This window comes from Psychrobacter muriicola 2pS (genome assembly GCF_904846535.1).
Lineage (GTDB): Bacteria > Pseudomonadota > Gammaproteobacteria > Pseudomonadales > Moraxellaceae > Psychrobacter > Psychrobacter aquimaris.
In genome coordinates, this window is sequence record NZ_CAJHBC010000005.1 from 1 (window position 1) to 13,437 (window position 13,437).

Annotated in this window: 9 protein-coding genes and 2 tRNA genes; 6 read left to right on the forward strand and 5 right to left on the reverse strand. The window is 42.1% G+C overall.

From position 1 onward, the window contains the following. Positions 1 to 38 precede the first annotated feature (38 nt). From JMX93_RS08640 to JMX93_RS08655, 4 genes are all read left to right on the forward strand, one after another. Positions 39 to 1,316: a hypothetical protein gene (locus JMX93_RS08640; RefSeq protein WP_270896402.1), complete on the forward strand. Its 1,278-nt coding sequence runs from the start codon at positions 39 to 41 to the stop codon at positions 1,314 to 1,316. Positions 1,317 to 1,509: 193 nt separating this feature from the next. Next, positions 1,510 to 1,923 carry an OsmC family protein gene (locus JMX93_RS08645; RefSeq protein ID WP_270896400.1) on the forward strand — a complete coding sequence of 138 codons (414 nt, stop codon included), beginning with the start codon at positions 1,510 to 1,512 and terminating at the stop codon, positions 1,921 to 1,923. Positions 1,924 to 1,927: 4 nt separating this feature from the next. Then, positions 1,928 to 2,389, forward strand: a complete 462-nt coding sequence (locus tag JMX93_RS08650) for a flavodoxin family protein (protein ID WP_270896398.1) — start codon at positions 1,928 to 1,930, stop codon at positions 2,387 to 2,389. A gap of 100 nt (positions 2,390 to 2,489) precedes the next feature. After that, positions 2,490 to 3,167, forward strand: a complete 678-nt coding sequence (locus JMX93_RS08655) for a DUF938 domain-containing protein (RefSeq protein WP_270896397.1) — start codon at positions 2,490 to 2,492, stop codon at positions 3,165 to 3,167. Positions 3,168 to 3,262: 95 nt separating this feature from the next. On the opposite strand, the gene ppc is transcribed toward JMX93_RS08655, so the two are convergent. Together ppc and JMX93_RS08665 are read right to left on the reverse strand one after the other, a co-directional pair. Next, positions 3,263 to 6,052, reverse strand: coding sequence for a phosphoenolpyruvate carboxylase (ppc, locus tag JMX93_RS08660; RefSeq protein WP_496192048.1), 2,790 nt, complete (start codon positions 6,050 to 6,052; stop codon positions 3,263 to 3,265). A 94-nt stretch (positions 6,053 to 6,146) separates the two neighbouring features. Further along, positions 6,147 to 6,962: a dienelactone hydrolase family protein gene (locus JMX93_RS08665; RefSeq protein ID WP_265089968.1), complete on the reverse strand. Its 816-nt coding sequence runs from the start codon at positions 6,960 to 6,962 to the stop codon at positions 6,147 to 6,149. A gap of 541 nt (positions 6,963 to 7,503) precedes the next feature. On the opposite strand from JMX93_RS08665, the gene JMX93_RS08670 reads away from it, so the two are divergent. Both JMX93_RS08670 and JMX93_RS08675 read left to right on the forward strand, forming a co-directional pair. Then, entirely contained in the window at positions 7,504 to 9,591 is a 2,088-nt protein-coding gene (locus JMX93_RS08670; protein WP_499204462.1) for a catalase, read from the forward strand. Positions 9,592 to 9,838: 247 nt separating this feature from the next. Beyond that, the gene (locus tag JMX93_RS08675) at positions 9,839 to 10,627 is read left to right on the forward strand and encodes an MBL fold metallo-hydrolase (RefSeq protein ID WP_499204463.1); all 789 of its coding nucleotides are present in this window, start codon (positions 9,839 to 9,841) and stop codon (positions 10,625 to 10,627) included. 64 nt (positions 10,628 to 10,691) lie between these two features. Here the strand turns inward: JMX93_RS08675 and JMX93_RS08680 are convergent. The 3 genes from JMX93_RS08680 to JMX93_RS08690 all read right to left on the reverse strand — a co-directional run bounded on the left by JMX93_RS08680 (position 10,692) and on the right by JMX93_RS08690 (position 13,342). Continuing rightward, positions 10,692 to 10,767 (reverse strand) — tRNA-Lys (locus JMX93_RS08680). 160 nt (positions 10,768 to 10,927) lie between these two features. Next, positions 10,928 to 11,003: transfer RNA gene (locus tag JMX93_RS08685), tRNA-Lys, on the reverse strand. A 341-nt stretch (positions 11,004 to 11,344) separates the two neighbouring features. After that, positions 11,345 to 13,342, reverse strand: coding sequence for a MacB family efflux pump subunit (locus JMX93_RS08690; RefSeq protein ID WP_198333002.1), 1,998 nt, complete (start codon positions 13,340 to 13,342; stop codon positions 11,345 to 11,347). Positions 13,343 to 13,437 lie beyond the last annotated feature (95 nt).

A 13,437-nucleotide genomic window follows, 5' to 3' on the forward strand; every position in this document is an offset into this window, starting at 1 on the left:
GTTTTGAATTAATAATTTATTTAAATTAAGGATAGTGTATGCCATCACCTTTAGCTGACTTAGATGAGCTAGTTTTAAAATGTAGAGATGAAAGAGCTCTTCAATATATAAAGGAAGCTGTGAGTTGTTATAAGTCTGGTGCATTCCGATCAGCTATAGTCTCTACATGGATTGCAGTTACTTTTGATCTTATTGATAAGTTTAAAGAGCTTTCTCTACTGGGTGATAAAGAAGCGGAAAAACAAGTTGAGGAAATAGAGAAGGCTAGGCACATTAACGATATCACTAGATTTTTGCAATTAGAAAGAGATATTATTAATGTAGCTAGAGACAAGCTAGAGTTGATTTCTCATACAGAGAGTATAGATTTAGAAAGGTTGAAAGAAGATCGCAACAGATGCGCCCATCCTTCTATGAACTTAGAAGGAGATATTTTTAATCCATCAGCTGAACTAGCAAGGCTGCATATTCATTCTGCAGTAAATCATTTGTTACAGTATCCCCCTTCTCAAGGGAAATATGCATTAGATAAAATAATATTAGAAATTGAATCAAATTTTTTTCCGTCATCAAAAAAAGATGTTTTATCTGTGATAAGAAATAGTCCTTTAAGCAAGCCTCGATATAGCCTTTTAAGGAACTTTATAGTTGTTTTAATAAAAAATACATTGAAAGAAGGGTACGAAACAAGAGTAAAGACTAAGATATATCTAGTTTTAGAAGCCATTAAAGAACTTCATCAAGAGAGTTATGATGATATCCTTGGAAAAGATTTGTCTAGAATAATTTCTACAGTCTCTGATGACAATTTAAATTTTGCAGTGATTCTACTTATGAATGTAGATGATTCTTGGGAGTATTTGGAAGAATCCGTTAAGCTTAAGTTGAATAATTTTGTTCAAGAGTTGCCTACAAGACACATTGATTATTTGGAAGATTTTATTGATTATGCACCTGTAGCAGTTGCAGCAAAAGAAAGGCTTGATAGAGCTACAATGACTGAGCTAGTGAGTACTGTGCCTTTTGCTATGCATCATAAAATTATTGATAGAATGATAGAAATATATGGAAATTCACATAATTTTGAATCAGCCAATAATTGGGTAAACAAGGCTATAAGACATATAATTGATTTTTCACCTAAACACGTAGAAAAAATTATTGAGGTTGCTTCAACAAATAGTCAAATCTTTGATAGCAACGAATATCCTAGATTAATCAGAGCTATTCGTTCTAAAAAAATTGTTAGTGAGCATGATTTAAATATTTGGCTAAAGAAATTTGACATGGAAAATTTAGTGTCAGTATCAAAATAAAAAATAATGAGTGAGGTTGCTAATCTTGATTATATGATTGTTAATCATAAGTGTTATCACGATGAGTAAATTCTTAATCTTAGATATAGATGATTCAATACGGATACAGTTACGTCCGTAACCTAAGATAGGAGCTATGAGCAACAATGCTATTTATATTTTAATAGTTAACTCCATTTACCAGAGAACCCCTATGACCACATCAAAAGTAACTTACCAAGGCGATTTGCGTACTACCGCCATTCATTTGCAATCAAACAATGAAATTATCACCGACGCCCCAACGGACAATCAGGGTAAGGGCGAGGCATTTTCACCAACTGATTTGCTAGCCACCAGTTTGGCCAGTTGTATGTTGACCATCATGGGCATCAAAGCCCGTGATATGGAGATTGACCTTGCAGGCACCACGGCTGAAGTGACTAAAGTCATGGCTACTGATCCAAGACGCGTGAGTGAGATCCATATCATCGTGACTTTTAATAATGAACTTGATGATAGAACGCAAACCATCTTTTATAATACCGCATTGACTTGCCCAGTCGCCAACAGCATTCACCCTGATATCACGCAGAACTTAACGTTCCGTACCGCTCGTGGCCTTTAAAGCTATGGCAAAAACGTTATTGATCGTCGCTCATGCGCCGTCGCCCAATACTGAGAAATTGGCGCAAGCCGCGTATGCTGGTGCCAATCATCTTGATATAGATATCAATGTCGTTTTGAAATCGCCGCAGGATACGCAGCCTGAAGACGTATTGGCTGCTGATGCGCTACTGATCGGCACGACTGAAAATCTGGCGTATATGGCAGGGCTGACCAAAGACTTCTTTGATCGCTGTTATTATCCTGTGTTGGAAGAGAAGCAAGGCATGCCATTTGCACTATATATACGCGCAGGACATGATGGTACGGGTACCAAGCTTGCGATGAAGACGATTACGACGGGGCTGCGTTGGTCATGGATTCAAGAAGCGCTGATACTACAAGGCGAGTGGCAAGATAGCTTTACTGAGCAAGTAGAAGAGCTTGCTATGACGCTAGCCGCTGGCGTTGAGGCGGGTATTTACTAGTAGTGAGTTGTTTGGACAATCACTAGGGCAGTGTTTGACAATGCTCGTCAATATATTGCAATCGATGCCAAGAGCATAATAGACGGTTTGGAGAATAATAATGCAGAACGATAATCCAAATAGTAAAGTCGATATCGCTGCATTGCCATTTTCGCAAGCGTGTGAGAACAACAAGCAGCCTATTCTAGAAGTGTTGCAAAGCGAGCTACAAGGCTTTACGCATGTACTAGAGATTGGCTCTGGAACGGGTCAGCATAGCGTTTATTTCTCACCAAAATTGCCACATTTAAAATGGCAAACCAGCGATGTCACTAGTAATCACCATTATATAGCAGCTTGGCATAACGCTTATCCTGCACCCAATCTATCTCTGCCTTTGGCGTTTGATTTGGCTCATGATTCGATACCTGTTAATACTCATTTAAATAGCAGTCATTTAGATAGCAATCATTCAGACAAGCCCTATGATGCGTTATTTACAGCTAATACGCTGCATATCATCAGTTGGGCTTTGGTCGAACGGTTATTTGCATTGGCTGGTGATGCATTACCAGTGGATGGTAAGCTGATTGTCTATGGCCCATTTAATGAGCACGGCAACTATACCAGTGAGGGGAATCAGCGATTTGATGCGATGTTGAGAGCAGGTAATACTGACAGCGGTATTCGTCATAAAGAAGACATTGTAAATTTGGCAAATACACATCATTTAACATTAAGTAAGCGTCATGCGATGCCATCTAACAATCAAATATTAGTATTTATAAAACTTTATTAACGTAAAAAGCTGAGTGGATTCACTGTGATAACACCATGAATCCACTCAGCTTTGATATAAGTTCGAATCAGTAAAGACCAACCTATTTATAAATACTAACCTGTATTGCGTAGCCCTGCTGCCAAGGCGTTGATACTACGAATTAATGCATCTTCGACAGCAAGTCTATCGTTATTTTCTAGATTGTCATTGCCCGTGTTATCGGATTGGCGCATACGTTTGAGTAGCTCAATCTGGATATAATTAATGGGGTCTAAATAGGCGTTACGCCATTCTAATGACTGAGCCAAGTCTTGTTGGTTTGAGAGTAAAGACGTTTGTTCTAGCAAGGAGTTGAGACCTGCGTGAGTCAGTTCATGCTCATCAATCACTGCCTGCATTACTTGCTCACGTAAGCTTTCGTCTTTACACAGTTGACTGTATGCACGGGCGATATTCATCTCAGATTTTGTGAAGGCCATTTCGATATTACTGATAAAAACATTGAAAAACGGCCAGTTTTTATTCATCTCTTTCATTAATGCTTCGTCTTTTTTGACGCTATCTAATGCACTGCCCACGCCATACCAAGCGGGAAGGGTAAAGCGTGCCAACGACCAGCCAAATACCCACGGTATCGCTCGAATCGTCGATTTGCTCGGCAGTCCTTTTTTACGGTGAGCAGGACGCGAGCCAATATTGAGTAATGAAATCTCTTGTACCGGCGTGGCTTCAGAATAAAACTGATAGAAGCCTTCGGTATTATCCGTTAACTCTCGATATTGCTGTTCGCCTGCATCTGCTAAATCAGCAAACAAGGCTTCATAGCTATCAAGCTGCTTGGGTTGTTCCACAAATCGTGACGAGCTGGCTTTTAGGGCACCAGTGATTCCCATGGTTAATTCAAATACGGCGGTATCTGGATTGGCATACTTGGCGTAGAGCACTTCGCCTTGTTCAGTGAACTTGATTTGTCCATTTAAGGTGCCAGCAGGCTGCGCGGCAATGGCTTGATGGGTTGAGCCACCACCACGACTGACGGAACCGCCACGACCATGGAACAGGCGGGTGGTGATACCATATTGATTGGCGATATCGGTGATGGTTTGCTGGGCGCTATACAGCTGCCAAGCGGAGGTAATAATGCCGCCATCTTTAGAGGAGTCTGAGTAGCCGAGCATAATCTCTTGAATGTTTCCTGAGTGTTCAAGTAGCTCACGATATAGCCGATTGTCCAACACCATTGGCATAATCTTATCGATATTTTTTAAATCTTCGATGGTTTCAAACAGCGGCGCAACCGGTAGGGCGGAAAATAAATGTCCGTTCTCATCAATACCCGATAAGCCTGCAAAACGCATTAGTAGCAGCACCTCTAATAGCTGACTGGCGTTATTGGTCATCGAGATCACATAGCTACCAAAAGTGTCGTCGCCAACCAGTTTACGCAGTTTAGCGACAGAATTCATCAGAGCAAGCTGTTCGTGTGTTTGCTCGCTCAAGTTGTCGGTATAAATCAGCGGTGCACCTGGCTTTTCTAGCAAACGGGTTAGCCATTCTTGACGCTCTGTTTCGCTGAGTGTTCGATAGTCGGGCAGATTCGAGGCGCTAGCAAAAATATCTGCAATGACTTCGCCGTGATATCCTGAATCTTGGCGAATATCCAGCGAGGCCAAATGGAATCCACAGGTTTTGACTAGGCGAATGGTATCAAGCAGTAAGCCTTCGCCATGCGCCTTGTCATGGGTATTGACACTTTTGCGAATGAGTCGTAAATCATCTAGCAAGGCCGTCGGTGTTGAGTAAGCATCTTGTGCAGCCTCACCATCTGTGCCTTGGCTTTGGATATGCTGGTTGGTCGCTTTTATTTTAGCCAGAATAATGGATAGCAATCTTCGGTACGGCTCATTATTGTAATCATCAGGATTGTAGCAAAAGACTTTTTGATCGAGTGTGCTGTAGTCTTTGATACGGGTATAAATCTCTGGAGCGATATCGACGATAGTATCGCTATGAATCAGCTCACGACGCAATTTTCTGACCAATACTTGGTAATGGCGTAGCACGGTATTAGCATGCATCAATACCGCCATTTCAGTGGTTTCATGGGTGACGAAAGGATTGCCATCTCTATCGCCACCAATCCAAGAGCCAAAACTGACAAAGGCGGGTAAAGGGTAGTCGATTAACTCAGGATAGATATCGATAATAGCATCTTTGATATTACGATAAACTTTGGGAATGGCAGTGAATAAGCTGGCGTCAAAATAGTGTAAGCCGTTGTTTATTTCATCATAAACCAGAGGTTTTCGGCTGCGAACTTCGTCTGATGACCACAGCAAGTCAATGGTTTCTGCCGTCTTTTGCTTAGCTTGCATAAAGGCCAGACTGCCTTCGGGATAGTCGCTCATGGCATCGGTATGCTCATAGAGGGTCTGCAAGATATTCATGGTGGTGCGTCTACGGGCTTCGGTAGGATGAGCCGTAAAAACAGGAATAAATTTAAGGTGATCAATAAGCTCTTTTATTTGCGCAGGTTCGATTTGCCGCTCACGGCACTCTAACAAGGTACGGCGAAAGGAGCCTTCCCAGCTTTGATTGGACTGGGCACGCATAGTACGGCGCTGCTCACGTAGATAATTTTCTTCGGTTAAATTGGCGAGGAAAAAGTAAATAGAGAATGCTCGAATGACGTTTTTTAATGTTTGATTGTCCAACGAAGCGATGAGGTCAATAAGTTGTTGCTTGTTTGCTTCATTATGCTCGCGGCGCTCCTGAATAAAGCCTTTACGTAATGTTTCGATAGTACGTAAGGTGTCCTCCCCAGATTGGCGAGAAATGGCTTCACCTAAAAATGCGCCTAACAATCTAACACGTGCACGTAATACGTCGTTCTTCAATAGCATAACTGGCTTCCTTGGCTTCTAATCGACTCATTTATCAATGAGGTAGGCTGGTTAATGAATAAGGGTCGCTGTTCTTATAAAATATGAATTAAAGTTATTTATATTCATCTGTTAAAAAATCCAAATAGCGTTTCCACGAGCGCTCATCGGCACGTGCATCATATCTATCACTGCCGAACACGCTAAAGGCGTGTGGCGCGCCACTGTATGTCACCATCTCATGCGGTACTTTAGCGGCTTCTAATGTCTTACCCAAAGTCGCGAAGCTCTCTAGGGATACAGACTCATCAGCAGAGCCGTGGAATACTAAGATTTCCCCAGTCGTCTGGTCATAACTTTGACCCGTTGGGATATCAAAGGCACCATGGAAAGGTACAAATGCTTTTTGCGGGAAACCTGAACGCGCTAGCTCCAGAGCAACCGTACCGCCAAAACAATAACCCATGGTAACGCCTTCACGCACGTCATTACCTTGCAGTCGTCCAGCATTTAATGCACCTTCTAGCAAGCGTCGCATTTTGCTGCGGTCGTCATACAGTTCCCCAGTTAAGCGTTTATTTTCTTCAATAGAGGTGGGGCGAACACCTTGCCCAAACATGTCTGCTGCCAATACGTTGTAGCCTTCAGTCGCTAACATATCAGCACGTTTGCGCTCATAGTCTGTCAATCCATCCCAATCATGAATGAGTAGGATAAAAGGCGCATTGGCTTTGTCAGCTTTGGCGTAATAGCCTTCGTATGCTTGATCATCCACGGTATAGGTAATGTTTTTGGTCGTAATGGCGGCAGCTGTTTGACTAAAAGTGAGTGCCATTAGACCTAATGAGGTTCCAAGTGCTAATGAGCGATAGAGGCTTTTAGAAGGAAGAACAGATGATAAATCAGATGTGGTCAACGACGTAAATAACATAATAGATAGCCTCCAAGTGTCATAAAAAAAAGATAAATAGGTGGCTAAAAATAATGTCCATTTATTTATCATCGACAGATATAGTCAAAGAAATGCCAAATCGTTGCTGTGTCATTCTCGCTAGATGTAATACTTATACAATTACAATCTGCGCTCGAATGCCTTGTCTCGATTGTAGACTTCTTCAACTATCATCCTGTTTAAAGCATACCTTAAAGAATATCCATATTACAACAATCGATTATCAATAAGGTTAGAATGCAAAATATCGAAAATTTTAGTGGTATCTACTTTAACTAAATATCAACACGCTTAACGATATATGTGACGTAAATGGCTGATTTTTTGAGTAATATGATCGGTGAGCATGATTTTTAATCATTAACCGCTTTAATAATAAGCATTGCCAAGACACAGACTACTAAGCGACAGTTGAAGTCACTATCGAAGTCACTACGAATCTCCAAGGATATAAATACTGTGTCGGCTCTTTTTTAATGGTCTCATTGAAGCCCATTTTACTCATCAGCTAGGATATATTATGAATAAGAATTTAGATCATACGGACCCCGCTAATAATATGAATACCGAACGTGGCAATGGCGGTGAGACTCATCAGCGCGCAGGGGATGACACTAAAGTGCTGACGACCCAACAAGGTGTCGCCATCTCTGACAATCAAAACTCTCTAAAAGCAGGCGCACGTGGGCCAACCTTGTTAGAAGACTTTGTATTACGCGAAAAGATTCATCATTTTGACCATGAGCGTATTCCTGAGCGTATCGTTCATGCGCGTGGTAGTGCTGCACACGGTTATTTTGAACTGACTGAGTCGCTCGAAAAATATACTACTGCCAAAATTTTGACTGAAACCGGTAAGCAGACGCCTTTATTTACCCGCTTTTCTACCGTTGCAGGAAACAAAGGCTCAAAAGATACACCACGTGATGTCCGTGGTTTTGCTGTAAAAATTTATACCGAAGAAGGTAATTGGGACATTGTTGGTAACAACATGCCAATCTTCTTTATCCAAGATGCAATGAAGTTTCCAGATCTGATCCATGCGGTCAAACCAGAACCTGATCGTGGCTTTCCGCAAGCCGCTTCGGCACATGATACATTTTGGGACTTTGTGTCATTAAGTCCTGAGACCATGCATAATTTAATTTGGCTGATGAGTGACCGTGGACTACCACGCAGTTTACGTATGATGGAAGGCTTTGGTATTCATAGCTATCGTTTAATTAACAAAGAAGGCAAGAGTACCTTCGTACGTTTCCATTGGAAGCCTGTACTCGGTGTACAATCAACCACATGGGATGAGGCGGTGAAAATCTCAGGCGCTGACCCTGATTATCATCGCCGTGATTTGTTTGAATCCATTAATAATGGCGACTATCCTGAGTGGGAGTTTGGCGTACAGTTATTTACTGAAGAGGAAGCGAATGAATTTCCATTTGATCATTTAGACGCTACTAAGCTGATTCCAGAAGAGATGGTGCCAGTGAAAGTTGTGGGTAAAATGGTGCTTAATCGCTATCCCGATAATTTCTTTGCAGAAACGGAACAAGTCGCGTTCTGTCCATCACACTTGCCACCAGGTATCGACTTCAGTAACGATCCATTATTACAAGGTCGTCTGTTCAGTTATCTAGATACGCAGTTATCACGTTTAGGTTCGCCTAACTTTGCCCAAATTCCAATTAATGCGCCGAAATGCCCGTTTGCTAACAATCAGCAAGATGGACATATGCAGATGCAAGTGCCTAAGACGCGTGTGCTCTATGAACCACAAAGCTTAGATCCAACGCGTCCACGTGAAAGCACCAAACGCGGCTTTGAGTCATTTCATGAGCAGTTAGATGATGGTGTGAAAGGTCGTGTGCGTGCAGAAAGCTTCGCCGATCATTATAGTCAACCGCGTATGTTTTATCGTAGCCAGACGCCAGCTGAGCAAGCACATATTGCGTCTGCCTATGCATTTGAGCTTGGTAAAGTAGATACGGCACATGTACGTACTCGTATGCTGAGTCATCTGCCGCATATCGATGAAGACTTGGCACATCGTGTGGCCAAAGCGCTTGGTATGGAATTACCAGCACCAGCCGACGCTGCGGCTCCCGTACAAGATATGGCGACATCGAAAGCAGTACAAACGATTGGTTTGACTCCTAAGAGTCTACAAGGGCGCTTGATTGGTATCTTGGTCGCTGAAGGCTCTAAGCATAGTGAAATCAAAAAGTTCGAAGAGGCGGCAAAAGCGCAGGGTGCTAGCGTGAAAATCGTTGCACCCAATAAAGAAGTCGTCTTAGATGACGATACCCGCATACAAGCAGATGAGCGCCTCGCTGGTGGTCCGTCAGTGATGTTTGATGCGGTCGTTAGTATCATTATGCCAGAGCAAGCTAAGAAGCTGGCAAAAGACAGCTCAGCGCTAGATTGGTTCAATGATGCTTATGGACATTGTAAAGCGATTGCTTATTGTGGCGCGACCGATGAATTTATCTTAAGTAAGCTGCCCATTGAAAAAGACGCCTTTGTCACGCCACTAGCTGATTTGGATGCTTTTATTGAAAATGCCAAATCGCGTCTGTGGGAGCGTGAGCCAAAGGTTCGTGATCTTGCCTAGTTAACTTAGTAAAGGTAAGCTCGCTTATAGATAGCGCTAACTACAATCATTAATAATGAATGGTTTAACCTTAAACTCAGCCTATGTGCTGGGTTTTTTGTTTTGGTTGAGAGTTTTATAAAAAAAGCGATTTATAGTCACAAGCGTTCACTTAAAATCCTTACAATCGAGGTGACGGGCGCTATACTAAAATGAATGATATTAAATAAGCCTCATCACCATAGATAACTATGGGCAGGGAATGCAAATGAGTTTATGTGACATTGTACGCTTGGATGGATATATCCAAAGTACCTATCTTGCGATATATCCAGATAAAATTATGCTACTGGACGGTGGTTGCCGACCTGATGTAGCGATGGTGTTAGATTATATTATAACGACTTTACAGCGGCCAATCAGCGATCTAAAAGTCGTCGTGGTGACCCATATGCATCCTGATCATGCAGGTGGCGCTCATCAATTTAGAAAAGAGACAGGGTGTATCATTGTTTCGGCAGAAAAAAAGCGTCAATGGTATAGCGGTATCGGTGGGCATGCCATGCATTTTGTGGATATAAATCTTGCACATTATGTAGCGAAACGTCAAGGTCGCCCATTTAAAAACCTATATTATCCCGCCCATCTTACGCCTAATATGACTGTTAAAGATGGGGATAGTGTGCCTAAATTTGATGAATGGCAAGTGCTAGAAACACCCGGACATACAGATCGTGATTTGTCCTTATTTCATGTACCAAGTCGGCAAGTCTATACGGCAGATTTAATTATCAAACTGCGTCATAAGTTCGTGGCGCCTTTTCCTATTTATGATCCTAAAGTCTATATTCAGTCACTACAAAGAATAAAGGCATTAAAACCCTCTATGGTTATGATGGCACACGGATGTGAGTTGGCAATAGATGAAGCAACTTTTGATATGCTGATGACGCAAGCACCTAAGCATCCGCGTACGATTAAAGACACCATTAAGCATAAGCTACTGTGGCGAAAAGACGCTGATTTCACTATTTTTAAACGAAACCGTAAAAAATAAAGTGAAATTTTAAACAAAAAAAATCCCAGTCACTATGCAATATAATGACTGGGTTTTCTAAATATGGTGGGCCGACCGCGACTCGAACGCGGGACCAATTGATTAAAAGTCAACTGCTCTACCAACTGAGCTATCGGCCCTGAAGAGCGTATAAAAAAAGCATTGCTTTTTTAACTCTGCAAGTGAATTTACATGTTCGTAAATTCGGTGAAGTTTTCTAAAAGAAAGCTTCTTAAACTTTGTTACTTATTATACCTATGCCTGATAGGGCAATGTACATAACAAGCGTACTACTAAATATGGTGGGCCGACCGCGACTCGAACGCGGGACCAATTGATTAAAAGTCAACTGCTCTACCAACTGAGCTATCGGCCCTGAAAAGCATTAAAAAATTGTATTACAATTTTAGCTTCGCAAGATAAACTTCCTTAAAGGGAAATTTAATAAAACTAGACATTTAAAAAATGTCTTTAAACTTAATTTTTTAATATTGATGTAACTAACATTAAATAAAAGATGCATTAAGTTTGTTTCAACGTTTAAATAATTTCTATCCCTAAACGTGAGAGCACATTATATATATAATTATGACAATTACAACCCCATATGACGAAAAAAGTGCAAATATAAGGTAAAAATCACTATTTTTTTATAATTTCAGCATAATATCCGTTTTAAGGGCTTAATTTTTGACTGAATGTGGGGATTATCGCTAGTTAGTCTCTAGAAAGCGCTTCAACAGGATCCAGTTTGGCGGCGTTACGTGCTGGTAAAAAGCCGAAAACGACACCAATGAGTGTTGAGCAAACAAAGGCTGCAATGATAGAGGTGGGTGAGTAAATCACTTTGAAACTATCACCGCCGATGCGATTGATTAACTCACCAATGGCAAATGCCAGTCCAATCCCTAGTAAGCCTCCTAAAATACAGACGAGAACCGCTTCAATCAAAAATTGCTGCATGATATCGCTTTGGCGTGCACCAACGGCCATGCGTACACCAATCTCATTGGTGCGCTCAGTGACTGATACCAGCATGATATTCATCACACCAATACCGCCGACGACTAAAGAGATAATGGCAATCGATGAAATTAATAACGTCATGGCTGTGGTGGTGGATTCGATGGTTTGGCGAATAGAGTCTGAATTGCGGATACGAAAGTCATCGGTACCGTGGCGGCTTTCCATCAGTTGTGAAATGGCTGACTCGGCGGCTGAAGAAGAGATATTGTCATCGATCAAGGCGACAAAGCTCTCGATATGGGAGCCGCCTTTGATACGTGACATCATGGTGGTGTAGGGCATATATAACGTCGGCGTGTCGACATTTCGACTAAATCCACTGTCATTGGGCGCAAGGACACCGATCACCCGTCCCGGTACGCTACCGATCAGCAAGACTTCGCCGATGGGATTGGCATTGTCCGGAAAAAAAGTTTTTTTCGCATTGTCATCAATAATAATATCTTGAGTACGGCGTAAAATACTTTGCTCATCGAAGCCTTGACCTTGAATGAGCTTCTCACCACTGACACTCAGGTAGTCTTTGCCCACACCGCTGACACTAGCGGCTTCTTGTATATTGCGATAACGTACATTCATATTGCTATCGAGCTGCGGACTGACACTGAGGACATAAGGTTGGTCGGCGACTGCTTGAGCATCTTGCGGTGTCAAATTATCATCGTTGTACTGACGTCTTGGGTCGCCGTAAGGGTAACCGTCACTGACAGTAATAGTGTTAGTGCCAAGCGAGCTGATATTACTCAGAATTTGCGCTTGTGAGCCTTTGCCGAGACCGACGACTGAGACGACGGAGGCAATACCGATAATGATACCAAGCATGGTCAATAAAGTACGCATTTTATGGGCGCGCATCGCCAGCAATGACATTTTGAACGCTTCAAATAAACGGTCAATAAAACTACTAAGGGCACTTTTACGATTGTTGTCTAAGATAGGCTCGGGCTGCACATGGGTTTGCTGATAATGATCGTTTTTATAATCAGCAATGACATAGCCATCTTTTAGCTCAATCACGCGCTCGGCTTGTGCGGCAAGTTTGGGATCATGAGTGACCATGATGATGGTATGACCTTGGGCGTTTAGATCATGCAATATTTTCATTACATCTTCGCCGGACTTACTATCAAGCGCACCTGTTGGCTCATCAGCTAAGATAATGTCGCCACCGTTCATTAGGGCGCGTGCAATAGAAACACGCTGCTGCTGTCCACCTGAGAGCTGATTAGGACGGTTATTGACTTTATCCGCCAAGCCTAAGTCTGCTAATAATTTTTCGGCACGCTCGCTGCGTGTTTGCCCATCCATTCCCGCATACACCGCAGGAACAGAAACGTTGTCTCGGGCGCTGATATCACCAAGCAAATGGTAGCGCTGAAAAATAAAGCCGAAATGCTCACGGCGTAGTTTGGCCAGCTCATCTGCATCTAAGCGATTGACTGATTGTCCATATATTTTGTATTCGCCAGCAGTGGCTTGATCCAAACAGCCTAAGATATTCATTAAGGTCGATTTGCCAGAGCCTGATTGACCGATGATAGCGACCATCTCGCCTTGATTGATGGTCAGGTTGATATCATGAAGCACGCGAATGGTTTGTTCACCAGCTTTAAACTCTCTGATTAGTCCTTTGACCTGCATTAACGGGACATCTGCTGCGGTATTAGGACTGGGATCTCTGGTATTCATTTACGCTGCTGCCTATATCAGTACTGCATATGTAATGACTTATTATAAAAAATTATATATAAAAAGTTATAAAACGCTTATTCAGTATGGTTTTA